This window comes from Streptococcus mitis, from assembly GCF_000722765.2.
Taxonomy (GTDB): domain Bacteria; phylum Bacillota; class Bacilli; order Lactobacillales; family Streptococcaceae; genus Streptococcus; species Streptococcus mitis_AQ.
Window position 1 is genome coordinate 410,353 of record NZ_CP028415.1, and the last position, 14,312, is coordinate 424,664.

General features: G+C 41.8%; 13 protein-coding genes, 6 tRNA genes and 1 pseudogene. 15 read left to right on the top strand and 5 right to left on the bottom strand.

What is annotated here, in order from left to right; all coding sequences use genetic code 11:
* The first annotated feature begins 10 nt into the window (after positions 1-10).
* From SK637_RS02265 to SK637_RS02290, 6 genes are all read left to right on the top strand, one after another.
* A tRNA-Ser gene (locus SK637_RS02265) sits at positions 11-100 on the top strand.
* A 10-nt stretch (positions 101-110) separates the two neighbouring features.
* Positions 111-184, top strand: a tRNA-Met gene (locus tag SK637_RS02270).
* 3 nt (positions 185-187) lie between these two features.
* Positions 188-260, top strand: a tRNA-Phe gene (locus SK637_RS02275).
* A gap of 20 nt (positions 261-280) precedes the next feature.
* Positions 281-351: transfer RNA gene (locus SK637_RS02280), tRNA-Gly, on the top strand.
* 39 nt (positions 352-390) lie between these two features.
* Positions 391-464 (top strand) — tRNA-Ile (locus tag SK637_RS02285).
* A 6-nt stretch (positions 465-470) separates the two neighbouring features.
* Positions 471-558: transfer RNA gene (locus SK637_RS02290), tRNA-Ser, on the top strand.
* 117 nt (positions 559-675) lie between these two features.
* On the opposite strand, the gene birA is transcribed toward SK637_RS02290, so the two are convergent.
* The gene (gene birA / locus SK637_RS02295) at positions 676-1,611 is read right to left on the bottom strand and encodes a bifunctional biotin--[acetyl-CoA-carboxylase] ligase/biotin operon repressor BirA (RefSeq protein ID WP_033688205.1); all 936 of its coding nucleotides are present in this window, start codon (positions 1,609-1,611) and stop codon (positions 676-678) included.
* A gap of 283 nt (positions 1,612-1,894) precedes the next feature.
* On the opposite strand from birA, the gene SK637_RS02300 reads away from it, so the two are divergent.
* The 5 genes and pseudogenes from SK637_RS02300 to SK637_RS02320 all read left to right on the top strand — a co-directional run bounded on the left by SK637_RS02300 (position 1,895) and on the right by SK637_RS02320 (position 6,159).
* A complete protein-coding gene (locus SK637_RS02300) occupies positions 1,895-3,088 on the top strand; it encodes an O-antigen ligase family protein (RefSeq protein WP_033688207.1) in 1,194 nt (397 codons plus the stop codon).
* A gap of 145 nt (positions 3,089-3,233) precedes the next feature.
* Positions 3,234-3,677, top strand: a complete 444-nt coding sequence (locus tag SK637_RS02305) for a MarR family winged helix-turn-helix transcriptional regulator (protein WP_033688208.1) — start codon at positions 3,234-3,236, stop codon at positions 3,675-3,677.
* A gap of 34 nt (positions 3,678-3,711) precedes the next feature.
* Positions 3,712-3,903, top strand: a pseudogene (locus tag SK637_RS02310) (nuclear transport factor 2 family protein); the annotation flags it as partial.
* Positions 3,904-3,917: 14 nt separating this feature from the next.
* The gene (locus SK637_RS02315) at positions 3,918-4,646 is read left to right on the top strand and encodes an ATP-binding cassette domain-containing protein (RefSeq protein ID WP_033688209.1); all 729 of its coding nucleotides are present in this window, start codon (positions 3,918-3,920) and stop codon (positions 4,644-4,646) included.
* The gene (locus tag SK637_RS02320; RefSeq protein WP_033688210.1) at positions 4,639-6,159 is read left to right on the top strand and encodes an ABC transporter permease/substrate-binding protein; all 1,521 of its coding nucleotides are present in this window, start codon (positions 4,639-4,641) and stop codon (positions 6,157-6,159) included. The genes SK637_RS02315 and SK637_RS02320 overlap by 8 nt, the downstream gene beginning before the upstream one ends.
* A 137-nt stretch (positions 6,160-6,296) precedes the next feature.
* On the opposite strand, the gene SK637_RS02325 is transcribed toward SK637_RS02320, so the two are convergent.
* Complete coding sequence (locus SK637_RS02325; RefSeq protein WP_033688213.1) at positions 6,297-6,833, bottom strand: TetR/AcrR family transcriptional regulator; 537 nt, start codon at positions 6,831-6,833, stop codon at positions 6,297-6,299.
* Positions 6,834-6,965: 132 nt separating this feature from the next.
* Here SK637_RS02325 and SK637_RS02330 point away from each other — a divergent pair, with 132 nt between their 5' ends.
* The gene (locus SK637_RS02330) at positions 6,966-7,856 is read left to right on the top strand and encodes a cation diffusion facilitator family transporter (RefSeq protein WP_033688214.1); all 891 of its coding nucleotides are present in this window, start codon (positions 6,966-6,968) and stop codon (positions 7,854-7,856) included.
* A gap of 142 nt (positions 7,857-7,998) precedes the next feature.
* On the opposite strand, the gene galR is transcribed toward SK637_RS02330, so the two are convergent.
* Entirely contained in the window at positions 7,999-9,003 is a 1,005-nt protein-coding gene (gene galR / locus SK637_RS02335; RefSeq protein ID WP_033688215.1) for a DNA-binding transcriptional regulator GalR, read from the bottom strand.
* Between the two features lie 163 nt (positions 9,004-9,166).
* Between galR and SK637_RS02340 the strand changes: the two genes are divergently transcribed.
* From SK637_RS02340 to SK637_RS02350, 3 genes are all read left to right on the top strand, one after another.
* Complete coding sequence (locus tag SK637_RS02340) at positions 9,167-10,345, top strand: galactokinase (RefSeq protein ID WP_033688216.1); 1,179 nt, start codon at positions 9,167-9,169, stop codon at positions 10,343-10,345.
* Positions 10,346-10,363: 18 nt separating this feature from the next.
* Positions 10,364-11,845, top strand: coding sequence for a UDP-glucose--hexose-1-phosphate uridylyltransferase (locus tag SK637_RS02345; protein ID WP_033688217.1), 1,482 nt, complete (start codon positions 10,364-10,366; stop codon positions 11,843-11,845).
* A gap of 69 nt (positions 11,846-11,914) precedes the next feature.
* Entirely contained in the window at positions 11,915-12,319 is a 405-nt protein-coding gene (locus SK637_RS02350; protein WP_033688219.1) for a PaaI family thioesterase, read from the top strand.
* Positions 12,320-12,358: 39 nt separating this feature from the next.
* Here SK637_RS02350 and SK637_RS02355 read toward each other — a convergent pair whose 3' ends face one another.
* Positions 12,359-13,621 carry a nucleobase:cation symporter-2 family protein gene (locus SK637_RS02355; protein WP_033688221.1) on the bottom strand — a complete coding sequence of 421 codons (1,263 nt, stop codon included), beginning with the start codon at positions 13,619-13,621 and terminating at the stop codon, positions 12,359-12,361.
* Positions 13,621-14,202: a xanthine phosphoribosyltransferase gene (locus SK637_RS02360; protein WP_033688223.1), complete on the bottom strand. Its 582-nt coding sequence runs from the start codon at positions 14,200-14,202 to the stop codon at positions 13,621-13,623. The genes SK637_RS02355 and SK637_RS02360 overlap by 1 nt, the downstream gene beginning before the upstream one ends.
* Positions 14,203-14,312: the final 110 nt, after the last annotated feature.

The following is a 14,312-nucleotide window of genomic DNA, read 5'->3' on the forward strand; positions in this document are numbered from 1 at the left end:
TGAATAGTATGGAGGATTACCCAAGTCCGGCTGAAGGGAACGGTCTTGAAAACCGTCAGGCGTGTAAAAGCGTGCGTGGGTTCGAATCCCACATCCTCCTTTTGTATTAACGCGGGATGGAGCAGCTCGGTAGCTCGTCGGGCTCATAACCCGAAGGTCGTAGGTTCAAATCCTGCTCCCGCAATAAGGCTCGGTAGCTCAGTTGGTAGAGCAATGGATTGAAGCTCCATGTGTCGGCGGTTCGATTCCGTCTCGCGCCATTTTTATTTATAATATTTATGCGGGTGTAGTTTAGTGGTAAAACTACAGCCTTCCAAGCTGTTGTCGCGAGTTCGATTCTCGTCACCCGCTTTGAACTTTGTTCAAATTACATTACCAAGTTTTTAACTTGGGCGCGTAGCTCAGGTGGTTAGAGCGCACGCCTGATAAGCGTGAGGTCGGTGGTTCGAGTCCACTCGTGCCCATTAATAGGAGAATTACTCAAGAGGCTGAAGAGGACGGTTTGCTAAATCGTTAGGTCGGGTAACTGGCGCAAGGGTTCGAATCCCTTATTCTCCGTTTTATTGAGAGTTTATAACTCTTTTTTTGTATTTTTAAGAATAGTAGAATAAAAACTTCAGATGTGTAGAACTTAATTGAATTACTCATCTGGAGTTATTTTATAATTGTATTATTTTACTTCCAACTCTTGAGTGAAATTTCTCCGCTATTGAGCCAGATTTCTTTTCCGTTATCACATTGAACTAAAAGTTTACCACCTTCAGAGATGTCTTTAGCAAGTCCTTTGTGGTCTTTTTGATCTAGTGTAAAAGTCACTTCTTTTCCTAGAACGAAGGACTGTTTTTTGTATAGGTATAATAGCTCTTCTGCTGGTGTTTCGAAGAAAGCACGCCAGATCTCTATAATTAATTCATTTCTGGTAATAGGTGCTGGAGCTTTAAATAAGCTAGCAGCTTTTTCTTTTAATTCTTGTGGAAAATCATTGATAGTGAAGTTGATTCCTACTCCAATAATGATATCTGTGACTAGACTTGTTTCTACAGAGGTCATTGCTTCAGTGAGGATTCCTCCAATTTTATGATTGTTTAGGTAGATATCATTGACCCATTTTATGTCGACATCTATTAAAGTTAGGTTCTTAATGGCTTTGTAGACAGCTCCAGCTACAAGTAGTGTGTAGGATGGTAATTTGTCATAGGCGAGATTTGGTTTAAGATGGAGTGTCATATAAATACCACCTTGTGGTGAGTAGAAGGAACGTTGAAAACGGCCTCGCCCTGCTGTTTGATAGGAAGCTATATAGAGGGTGTTTGCTTCATTTCCTAAATCAATTGCTTCTTTTGCATCGAGTTGTGTTGACTTTGTTTTGGGTTTAAAACTGACTTTAATTGGAAGATTTTCTTCTAGAAGTTCTGGAAGAATAAGGTCTCCATTCACCAGTTTATAGCCTTTGTTTTTGATACTATCAATTTCAATGCCTTCTTGTTCTAGTCGCTTGATGGCTTTCCAAATTGATGTTCGGCTGAGGGATAGTTCTTCTGCAATTTTTTCTCCGCTGATATAGTCGGTTTCTTTAGATAGGATTTGGTAGACAGCTTGGTAGGATTTCATAGTGTTGCCTTTCTTTAAGAATAGTATATGATTTGAATCTAGTTGGGATAGTTGTGCCTAATCTATATTTTATTACTACTATTTTAACATATGCCTACTATTTACGGCATGATTTTCTTAGAGAAAATGCAATCATTAAGATTGAGTTTTGAAATCTCAGTATTTTTGCTCCCTTTTTTACCTAGGAATCGTTTCCTTTGTTTTCAAATTGCTAAAAAAGTGGTACAATAAAGGGTAGCTTACTATTATCTGAATCAACTGATTTGGAGAGAAAGGATTCATTTTGAAATCAATAGGCTTTATTGAAAAGCTGAAAGGGTTGTCTAGTAAAGAGCTGATTTTATTGGGAATTATCCTGAGTATCTTTTTACCCTTTTATCTTTTTGTAGTTGTATTCTGTTTATATATTATCAGTTTGATTTTTACAGGAGATATGAAAAGTATTCTTCAGAAAATGGGAGAGCATCCGATGCTGCTTCTTTTTCTTGGCTATAGTACTGTAATATCCATTTTTGCACAAAATTGGATGGGAGTTGTGGCTTCAGTAGGAATGTTTCTATTTACTGTTTTCTTTTTGCACTATCAGTCGATTTTATCACATAAATTCTTTCGATTGATTTTGCAGCTCGTCTTGTTTGGTAGCGTCTTATCAGCTGCTTTTGCGAGTTTAGAACATTTCCAAATTGTAAAGAAATTTAACTATGCTTTTCTTTCACCCAATATGCAGGTATGGCATCAGAATCGTGCAGAAGTGACCTTCTTTAATCCTAATTATTATGGAATTATTTGTTGTTTCTGTATCATGATTGCCTTCTATCTGTTTACAACGACCAAGTTGAATTGGTTGAAAGTATTCTGTGTGTTTGCAGGCTTTGTGAATCTCTTTGGATTGAACTTTACGCAAAATCGAACTGCCTTTCCTGCTATTATCGCTGGAGCCATTATTTATCTCTTTACGACCATTAAAAACTGGAAGGCCTTTTGGCTTAGTATTGGAGTCTTTGCGATTGGCTTGAGCTTCCTCTTTTCCAGTGATTTGGGAGTTCGGATGGGAACTTTAGACTCTTCTATGGAAGAACGAATTTCTATCTGGGATGCTGGGATGGCCTTGTTTAAGCAAAATCCTTTTTGGGGTGAGGGGCCATTGACCTACATGCACTCTTATCCTCGGATAAATGCTCCTTATCATGAACATGCTCACAGTCTTTATATTGATACGATTCTGAGTTACGGAATTGTGGGGACTATTTTATTAGTTTTGTCTTCTGTGGCTCCTGTTCGCTTGATGATGGATATGAGTCAGGAGTCGGGGAAACGTCCGATTATCGGTCTTTATCTGTCTTTCCTTACAGTGGTTGCTGTGCATGGAATCTTTGACTTGGCTCTCTTCTGGATTCAGTCAGGTTTCATTTTCTTGCTAGTTATGTGCAGTATTCCATTGGAGCATCGAACGTTGGTATCGGACATGACGGATTAAGTTGTATAAGATTGAAATCTTCTACTTTGGGTGGGAGATTTTTTTACTGGAAAAAATTATTTCTAAATCGAAATAGTTGACAGTTAGAATGATGAGTGTTACAATTATTTTATTCTTTTCGATATCGAAATAAATTGGAGGTGTTATGAAAGATAGTCATTTGGTAGCCCATCATATTCGTTTGTTGAATGGGCGGATTTTTCAAAAGTTACTGAGCCAAGATCCTGAAGCTCTTTATCGTAGTGAACAGGGCAAGATTTTAGCGGTTTTATGGAATAGTGAAACTGGCTGCGCAACTGCGACAGATATTGCTTTGGCGACTGGACTTGCTAATAATACGCTGACGACGATGATTAAAAAGCTAGAGGAACAAAATCTTGTAACTATTAGTCCATGTGGAGAGGATAAGCGTAAGAAGTATTTAGTTTTAACAGAGTTGGGGCAGTCTCAGAAAGAAGTGGGGCATCGTGTCAGTCAGAAATTGGATACGATCTTTTACAAAGGATTTTCAGAGGAAGAAATTCGTCAGTTTGAAGCCTTTCAAGAAAGAATTTTGGCTAATCTGAAAGAGGAGGAAAATGAGGTTTAAAATGGAGTAAATTAGCTGTTTATAAGTAAAGACCACTTTTGACTTTGTTTTCCAACTCTTAGGACAAGGGAATTACGTGGTTAGCTATGGTTAGACTCAGATTGGTGGAGTTGCCTATGCCCAGTACGATATCTTCCGTCTAGAAAACGGGAAAATTGTGGAACATTGGGACAATAAGGAAGTCATGCCTAAGGTAGAAGACTTGACCAATCGAGGGAAGTTTTAAATTGAGGATACAGAATGATTGAATACAAAAATGTAGCCTTGCGCTACACAGAAAAAGATGTTTTAAGAGATGTCAATTTACGGATTGAGAATGGGGAGTTTATGGTTTTAGTTGGGCCATCTGGGTCCGGTAAGACGACCATGATCAAGATGATTAACCGTCTTTTGGAACCAACTGATGGAAATATTTATATGGATGGCAAGCGCATCAAAGACTATGATGAGCGTGAACTTCGTCTTTCTACTGGTTATGTTTTACAGGCCATTGCTCTCTTTCCTAATCTAACGGTTGCGGAAAATATTGCCCTGATTCCTGAGATGAAGGGCTGGACTAAGGAAGAAATTGCTCAGAAAACAGAAGAGCTTTTGGCCAAGGTTGGCTTGCCAGTAGCTGAGTATGGGCATCGACTTCCGAGTGAATTGTCTGGTGGGGAGCAACAGCGTGTTGGAATTGTACGGGCTATGATTGGTCAGCCTAAGATTCTCCTCATGGATGAGCCTTTTTCAGCCTTGGATGCTATTTCAAGAAAACAGTTGCAGATTCTGACGAAAGAATTGCATAAAGAATTTGGGATGACAACGATTTTTGTAACCCATGATACGGATGAGGCCTTGAAGTTGGCGGACCGTATTGCTGTTTTGCAGGATGGAGAGATTCGTCAGGTGGCGAATCCTGAGACCATTTTAAAAGTCCCTGCAACAGACTTTGTAGCAGACTTGTTTGGAGGTAGTGTTCATGACTAATTTAATTGCAACTTTTCAGGATCGTTTTAGTGATTGGTTGACAGCTCTATCTCAACATTTGCAGTTGTCACTTTTGACCCTGTTACTAGCTATTTTTATCGCGATTCCTTTGGCTGTTTATCTTCGCTATCATGAGAAGTTGGCAGATTGGGTTTTGCAGATTGCAGGGATTTTCCAGACCATCCCATCTCTGGCCTTGTTGGGGCTCTTTATCCCCTTGATGGGAATTGGGACTTTGCCTGCATTGACAGCTCTAGTGATCTATGCGATTTTTCCGATTTTGCAAAATACCATCACTGGACTCAAGGGAATTGATCCGAGTCTGCAAGAGGCTGGTATTGCCTTTGGGATGACCAGATGGGAGCGTCTCAAGAAGTTTGAAATTCCACTTGCCATGCCTGTTATCATGTCTGGGATTCGAACTGCGGCGGTCCTAATTATCGGTACGGCAACTTTAGCGGCTTTGATTGGGGCAGGGGGACTGGGTTCCTTTATCCTTTTGGGAATTGATCGTAATAATGCTAGTCTGATTTTGATTGGGGCCCTTTCTTCTGCAGTGCTGGCCATTGCCTTTAACTTCCTACTAAAAGTGATGGAAAAGGCAAAATTGCGGACGATTTTCTCTGGTTTTGCCTTGGTGACAATATTACTTGGTCTATCTTATAGTCCAGCCCTTTTGGCTCAAAAAGAGAAAGAAAACTTGGTTATTGCTGGGAAATTGGGTCCAGAACCAGAAATTTTGGCCAATATGTATAAGTTGCTAATTGAAGAAAATACCAGTATGACTGCGACTGTTAAACCAAATTTTGGGAAAACAAGCTTTCTTTATGAAGCTTTGAAAAAAGGCGATATTGACATCTATCCAGAATTTACAGGAACGGTGACTGAAAGTTTACTTCAGCCATCACCTAAAGTGAGTCATGAGCCAGAGCAGGTTTATCAGGTAGCGCGTGATGGCATTGCCAAACAGGATCACCTAGCCTATCTCAAACCCATGTCTTATCAAAATACCTATGCTGTAGCTGTTCCGAAAAAGATTGCTCAAGAATATGGCTTGAAGACCATTTCGGACTTGAAAAAAGTGGAAGGGCAGTTGAAGGCAGGTTTTACTCTCGAGTTTAATGACCGTGAAGATGGCAATAAGGGCTTGCAATCAATGTACGGTCTCAATCTCAATGTAGCGACTATGGAGCCAGCTCTTCGCTATCAGGCAATTCAGTCAGGCGATATTCAAATCACGGACGCCTATTCAACCGATGCAGAGTTGGCGCGTTATGATTTGCAGGTCTTGGAAGATGACAAGCAACTCTTCCCACCTTACCAAGGGGCTCCACTCATGAAAGAAGCTCTTCTCAAGAAACATCCAGAGTTGGAAACAGTTCTCAATAAATTGGCTGGTAAAATTACTGAAAGCCAGATGAGCCAGCTCAACTACCAAGTCGGTGTTGAAGGCAAGTCAGCAGAGCAAGTAGCCAAGGAGTTTCTACAAGAAGAAGGTTTGTTGAAGAAATAGTTTGAAAATATCAAACTCAACTTTGTTAAACGACCATATAGAAAACTGCTCAGACAATGTTGTCTGGGCTTTTTTTATTGTCGAAAAAATAAAAACTCAGTAGCCTGGGCATAAGGCGACTGAGCTCTAGTCTGTATTTAGTCTTTAGAAATGAGAAGGTCTAGATAAAACTGGACAACTTCCTGATTTGTGAAGTCTTGACCTTTTTTGAGCCACCAGGTCAATGTTTCGATAAAGTTGGTTACAACTAAGTGTTGGAGATAAGAAGCAGGCAGACTTGGGTGTGCTTCTTTCAAATCATCAACCAGCATGGGGTAGACGTGGTGTTCCAACTCTCTCTGGAGTTGGCGGAGGAAGTAGTCATTTTTGGAGAATAGTAAACTAGTGATATGGTCTTGATTTTTCTGAAAATGTAGAAAGAGGTGGGCAAGGTAATCTTCGGTTGAAATGGCTTGCTCTCTTTCAAAGAGATGATGGAAGAGGTAACGACAGAGCTCATCTAGAAGTAGCTCTTTGCTTTCATAGTGACAGTAAAAGGTGGAACGTCCCACATCTGCGAGATCAATGATATCCTGAACAGTAGTGGCCTCGTAGCCCTTAGCATTCAAAAGTTGTAGAAAAGCTTGATAGATAGCTTTTTTTGTTTTACTGATACGGCGGTCAATCTTAGTCATATGGACACTTGAGGCAAATTGTTCAGAACTGAATAAAGCTGACGCTTTGCTTCTATCCTTTCTTTGAGTTTTAGTGGATAATGATAATGAACAAGATGTTCATGAATCTATTATAACAAAGGAATGAGAAATATGAAGACAAAATATGCTGTTTGGGTGGCCTTTTTCTTAAATTTGACTTATGCCATTGTCGAGTTTATTGCAGGTGGAATATTTGGTTCTAGCGCTGTTCTTGCTGACTCTGTGCATGACTTGGGAGATGCGATTGCAATTGGAATATCAGCTTTTCTAGAAACCATCTCTAATCGTGAAGAAGATAATCAGTACACCTTGGGCTATAAGCGGTTTAGTCTGCTAGGAGCCTTGGTAACAGCGATAATACTCATGACAGGATCAGTTCTAGTCATTTTGGAAAATGTCACGAAGATTTTAAATCCGCAACCAGTCAATGATGAGGGGATTCTCTGGTTAGGAATTATTGCGATTACTATTAATGTGTTAGCGAGTCTAGTGGTTGGTAAGGGAAAGACAAAGAATGAGTCTATTCTGAGTCTGCATTTTCTGGAAGATACCCTAGGGTGGCTGGCTGTGATTCTGATGGCGATTGTTCTTCGGTTCACGAACTGGTATATCCTAGACCCACTTTTGTCCCTTGTCATTTCTTTCTTTATTCTTTCAAAAGCCCTTCCACGTTTTTGGTCTACGCTCAAGATTTTCTTGGATGCTGTGCCAGAAGGTCTTGATATTGAGCAAGTAAAGAATGGCCTGGAGCGATTGGACAATGTGGCCAGTCTTAATCAGCTTAATCTCTGGACTATGGATGGTTTGGAAAAAAATGCCATTGTCCATCTCTGTTTAGAAGATTGGGAGCAGATGACGGAAACAAAGAATCAAGTACGTCAGCTCTTAGAAGAAAGAGGTGTGCAGAATATTACTATCGAAGTGGACACCAGTCAAAGCAATCATGCGCAACATAAGCGAAAGGTAACAGCTTTAGAGCAGCACCACGGGCATCAACACTAGAAAAAGAGGCTGGGACAAAACTCAATTTCAAGAGAGAATGAAGTAAATCTTCACACAAAAACGCATAGTATCAAGGTTTCTAAACATTTGACACTATGCGCTTTTTGCTTTTAGAGACTTTTTGCCTAGCTTATTTAATATCTTAATCATTCCTTGTACTTTCTCTCAATGTCAGTCTGGTTCCCAGCATGGTTAGGCTAGGGATTTTGCGACCGTGGAGGACTTCCTTATTAAGAATATCCATGCCTGCTCGGCCCATTTCCTCAGTATAAACCGTGATACTAGAAAGGGGAGGATAAACTTGTTTGGTCAGACTAGTGTCGTTAAAGGAAATGAGGCTGACGCGGTCTGGTAGGCTGATTCCAGCTTCTTGGAGGGCACGGAGGGCACCGATGGCTAAACTATCGCTGGCTGCGAAAAAGGCTGGCGGGAGTTGGTCTCCTAAGTTCTGAATGGCCTCCTTCATCAAGTTATAGCCAGACTGGGCAGTAAAGCTCCCTTGAAAGACCAGTTCATCATGATAGATTCCTTTTGCTTGACTGTAGTTTTTAAAATTCTCCAACCGCTTATCCTCAATGATTTCTTCTTGGTCAGTTGTTTCCTCAAGACCTGTTAGAATCCCAATGCGATTCAACCCTTGACTGAGGAAATAATCGACAACCTGTTTCATGGCAGTGTAAAAGTCCGTGATAATGCAGGTATGTCCCAGCGAGAGGGTATCGCTGTCTAAAAATACAAGAGGCTTTTGGTATTCTTCAAAGGCAGAAATCTGAGCTCGGCTAAATTTTCCGATGCAGAGAATCCCAATTACTTCCTCGCTTAATGTAAAAGGATGGTCATTAAAATAGCGCAAGATATCATAGTCCAGTTCTTGGGCTCTTTTTTCGATGCCTAGGCGAATCTGGTAGTAGTAGAGATCGTCTAGCTCCCCTTGTTCGCTGACCCATTGGATAATGGCAATCTTTTGCTTGGGCTTGTGGGACTCGCCTGTCTTGAGATGCTTAGTGTAGCCCAGCTCTTCAGCAACGGTTAAAATACGATGTCTCGTTTCTTCTGTAACAGATAGGCTCTGGTCGCGGTTGAGGACACGGGATACGGTCGCGATAGAGACAGAGGCTAGCTGTGCAATGTCTTTTAAGGTAGCCATAAATCCTCCTTGATTAGATTAGTATATCATATTTTTCTGTATTTTACTGATACTTTAGTAAAATTTTAGTAAAAAGGATTGACCTTGGAAAATCCCTTGGATACAATAGAAGAAAACGATTACACGTTAAGGTGACTTAACGGACAGTCAAAGGAGAATTCATATGACACAACATCTTACTACAGAAGTACTTCGTAAAGACTTTCTTGCTGTTTTTGGTCAAGAAGCAGACCAAACATTCTTTTCACCAGGTCGTATCAATTTGATTGGTGAGCACACAGACTACAACGGTGGGCACGTTTTTCCTGCTGCTATTTCCTTAGGAACTTACGGTGCAGCTCGTAAGCGTGACGACCAAATTTTACGTTTCTACTCAGCTAACTTTGAGGAAAAGGGCATTATCGAAGTGCCTCTAGCTGACCTCAAATTTGAAAAAGAGCACAACTGGACCAATTATCCAAAAGGAGTTCTTCATTTCTTGCAAGAAGCTGGGCACGTGATTGACAAAGGTTTTGATTTTTATGTTTATGGGAATATCCCAAATGGTGCTGGCTTGTCTTCTTCAGCATCCTTGGAACTCTTGACAGGAGTCGTGGCAGAGCATCTCTTTGATTTAAAATTAGAGCGTCTCGATTTGGTTAAAATCGGAAAACAAACAGAAAACAACTTTATCGGAGTCAACTCTGGTATCATGGACCAATTTGCTATTGGTATGGGAGCTGACCAACGTGCTATTTACCTTGATACTAACACCTTAGAGTATGATTTGGTACCACTTGATTTGAAGGACAATGTCGTTGTTATCATGAACACTAACAAACGCCGTGAATTGGCGGATTCTAAATATAATGAACGCCGTGCTGAATGTGAAAAAGCAGTGGAAGAATTGCAAGCAGCTTTAGATATTCAGACCTTGGGTGAATTGGATGAGTGGGCCTTTGACCAATATAGATATCTGATTAAAGATGAAAATCGTTTAAAACGTGCTCGTCATGCTGTGCTTGAAAACCAACGTACCCTTAAAGCTCAAGCAGCCCTCCAAGCAGGAGATTTGGAAACATTTGGTCGTTTGATGAATGCATCTCATGTTTCTCTGGAACATGACTATGAAGTAACTGGTTTGGAATTGGATACTCTTGTTCATACAGCTTGGGCACAAGAAGGTGTTCTCGGTGCTCGTATGACAGGGGCAGGTTTTGGCGGATGTGCCATTGCCTTGGTGCAAAAAGACACTGTTGAGGCCTTTAAGGAAGCTGTAGGCAAACACTACGAGGAAGTAGTTGGCTACGCTCCAAGCTTCTATATCGCTGAAGTTGCAGGTGGCACTCGCGTCCTTGACTAGTCAAAAGGAGGCTCTATAGTGACCTTAGTAGATAAATTTGTAACACATGTCATTTCTGAAAGTTCATTTCAGGAAATGGATCGAATCTACCTGACCAATCGTGTCTTGGCACGAGTGGGAGACGGTGTTTTGGAAGTTGAGACCAATCTGGATAAATTGATTGATCTCAAGGACCAGCTGGTTGAGGAAGCCGTTCGATTAGAGACGATTGAGGATAGTCAGACTGCGCGTGAAATCCTTGGTGCTGAATTGATGGACTTGGTGACCCCTTGTCCGAGTCAGGTCAATCGTGACTTTTGGGCAACCTACGCCCAGTCTCCTGAGCAAGCGATAGCGGATTTCTACCAACTCAGTCAGAAGAATGACTACATTAAACTCAAGGCCATTGCTAAAAATATCGCTTATCGTGTTCTGTCTGATTACGGTGAACTTGAAATTACCATCAACCTCTCTAAGCCTGAAAAGGATCCCAAAGAGATTGCGGCAGCCAAGTTGGTGCAAGCTAGCAATTATCCCCAGTGTCAGCTTTGTCTAGAGAATGAGGGCTACCATGGTCGAGTTAACCACCCAGCTCGCAGCAACCACCGTATTATCCGTTTTGAAATGGCTGGTCAGGAGTGGGGCTTCCAGTATTCGCCCTATGCTTACTTTAATGAGCATTGTATTTTCTTAGATGGCCAGCATCGTCCCATGGCCATTAGTCGTCAGAGCTTTGAACGTCTGCTTGCTATCGTAGAGCAGTTTCCAGGATATTTTGCAGGCTCTAATGCCGACCTGCCAATCGTGGGAGGCTCTATTCTGACTCATGATCACTATCAGGGAGGCCGTCACGTATTTCCTATGGAATTGTCTCCTCTGCAAAAGACCTTCCTATTTGCTGGTTTTGAGCAGGTCAAGGCTGGCATTGTCAAATGGCCAATGTCAGTATTGCGTTTGACTTCGGATTCCAAAGAAGATTTGATCAACTTAGCTGACAAGATTTTGCAGGAATGGCGTCAGTATTCAGATTCTGCAGTGCAGATTTTGGCAGAGACAGACGAGACACTGCATCACACCATCACACCAATTGCTCGTAAACGTAATGGACAATTTGAGTTGGACTTGGTCTTGAGGGACAATCAGATTTCTGCAGAACATCCTGATGGCATCTATCATCCTCACAAGGATGTCCAACATATCAAGAAGGAAAATATCGGCTTGATTGAGGTCATGGGCTTGGCAATCTTGCCACCACGTCTGAAAGAAGAAGTGGAGCAAGTCGCTAGATATCTCGTGGGAGAAGCTGTTACAGTTTCCGATTATCATCAGGAATGGGCAGACCAACTTAGAGCCCAATATCCAGCCCTAACAGATAAAGAAAAAGCCCTTGAAATCGTCAAGGACTCTGTTGGTGCTATCTTTGCGCGTGTGCTTGAGGACGCAGGAGTCTACAAGCAGACAGAACAAGGACAGGCAGCCTTTATGCGCTTTGTGGAGCAGGTCGGAATTTTGCCAGACTAGGAGCTTTCTCCTTGCACAGTCCTATAAAAAGTAGTATCATAGTGTCGTTTGAAATATCAGGAGGAAACGATGAAAGACTTTCATTTTGACGCTATATCTGCCTTTGAAAATTACGAAATTGAACAAATGAGAGATGGTCACGTTGTGGTGACGACCAAAGTAGTGGACTCGTCTCTCAACTACTATGGCAATGCCCATGGTGGCTATCTCTTTACCCTTTGCGACCAAATCAGTGGTTTGGTGGTTATCTCGCTGGGGCTTGATGGAGTGACACTCCAATCTTCTATCAACTACCTCAAAGCAGGAAAACTCGACGATGTATTGACCATTAAAGGAGAATGCGTCCATCAAGGTCGCACAACTTGTGTAGTAGATGTCGATATCACCAATCAAGAAGGAAGAAACGTCTGCAAAGCAACCTTTACCATGTTTGTCACAGGCCAGAGGTCAGAAGACAGACAGGTAAGTATATAGAGAAACAAAAAAGAGGCTCACACCTCTTTTTCTTATTTCTTATTTCTTTTTCCGATTTAATACGGCATTGAGGACAATAGCAAGTAGGCTAGCTACGACGATTCCGTTTGAGAAGAACATTTGGAAGGCTGTTGGCATGCTGACAAAGAGATTACTGTTATTGAGTCCGACACCTGCAGCGATGGAGACTGCTGCGATAAGGAAGTTATGTTCATTGTTGGCAAAGTCAACACGGGCGAGGATTTGCATCCCTTGAATAGACACAAAACCAAACATTACCAGCATGGCACCACCGAGGACAGGGCTCGGAATGATTTGGGCAAGGGCACCAAACTTAGGAAGAAGTCCAAGGAGAACCAGGAACCCAGCTGCATAGTAGATTGGCAGGCGTTTCTTGATGCCTGATAATTTAACCAAACCAACGTTTTGTGAAAATCCTGTGTAAGGGAAGGTGTTAAAGATTCCTCCGAGAAGTACGGCCAAACCTTCTGCGCGGTAACCGTTGCGAAGGCGTGTGCTGTCGATTGGGTCTTTCGTGATATCAGACAAGGCTAGGTAAACACCAGTCGACTCAACCATAGACACCGTTGCGATGATACACATCATGACAATAGATGAGATTTCAAAGGTTGGCATCCCAAAGTAGAGGGGAGTTGGGACGTGGACAAGTGGTGCTGCTGCAACAGGAGAGAAGTCAACCAAGCCCATGCTAGCAGCAATGGCAGTTCCAACAACCAAACCAATCAAAATAGAGATAGACTTGATAAATCCTTTGGTAAAGATGTTAATCAAGAGGATAATCAGAACAGTGATAGCTGCAAGCAAGAGACTTTGACCAGTTGGCTCTGGAACGTTATTTCCCATATTTCCAATAGCGACAGGAATCAAGGTTAAACCAATCGTGGTAATTACAGAACCTGTTACGATAGATGGGAAGAGATTGGCCACTTTTGAGAAGATGCCTGAAACAAGAACCACGTAAATCCCTGATGCGATAAGGGCACCAAACATAGCGCCACTACCATGGCTTTGTCCAATCATAATCAAGGGAGCGACGGATTGGAAGGCAACTCCAAGAACGACTGGTAGTCCAATTCCAAAGTATTTGTTGAGTTGGAGTTGAAGGAAGGTTGCCACCCCACACATGAAGATATCTGTAGAAATCAGGTAGGTCAACTGCTCAGCTGAATAGCCAAGGGCTGTCGCAATCATGATGGGAACCAGGATGGATCCTGAGTACATAGCTAGTAAGTGTTGCAAGCCAAGAACGGCTGCTTGCGAATGTTTTTCTTGAGTTTGCATTAGAGATCTGCCTCCTTAAATACGACTTGACCATTTTCAAAACGATCCAAACGAGCGAGTGATAGGACAGGATAGCCTGCTTTTTCAAGCAAATCACGGCCATCTTGGAAGGATTTTTCAATCACAATACCGATAGCTTCGACTGTTGCTCCAGCCTGTTCGATGATTTGAATCAAGCCTTTAGCAGCTTGACCATTAGCAAGGAAATCGTCGATAATCAAGACCTTGTCCTCTGGTGAGAGGAATTTTCCAGCGATAGAAACGGTGCTGGTCACTTGCTTGGTAAAGGAGTAAACTTGGGCAGTTAAGATGCCTTCGTTCATAGTGATGTTTTTAGCTTTTTTAGCGAAAATCATGGGAACGTTTAAGGCTTCGGCTGTAAAAACGGCTGGTGCAATACCCGACGCTTCAATGGTTACGACCTTGGTAATACCAGCAGAAGCAAATTTTTCCGCAAAAACCTTACCAATTTCTCTCATTAGGCTAAAGTCAACTTGGTGGGTTAAAAAGGAATCCACTTTGAGGATGCTATCACCCAAGATATGCCCATCCTTGAGGATGCGCTCTTCTAATAATTTCATAAGACCTCCTAAAGTCTAAAAGCCAGTTTACTTGTTGGTTAAATATTTCTATAGTGATCCAGTTTGCTAGTACTATATATTTGATAAAACTAGTACGAGCGAAGCGAGTC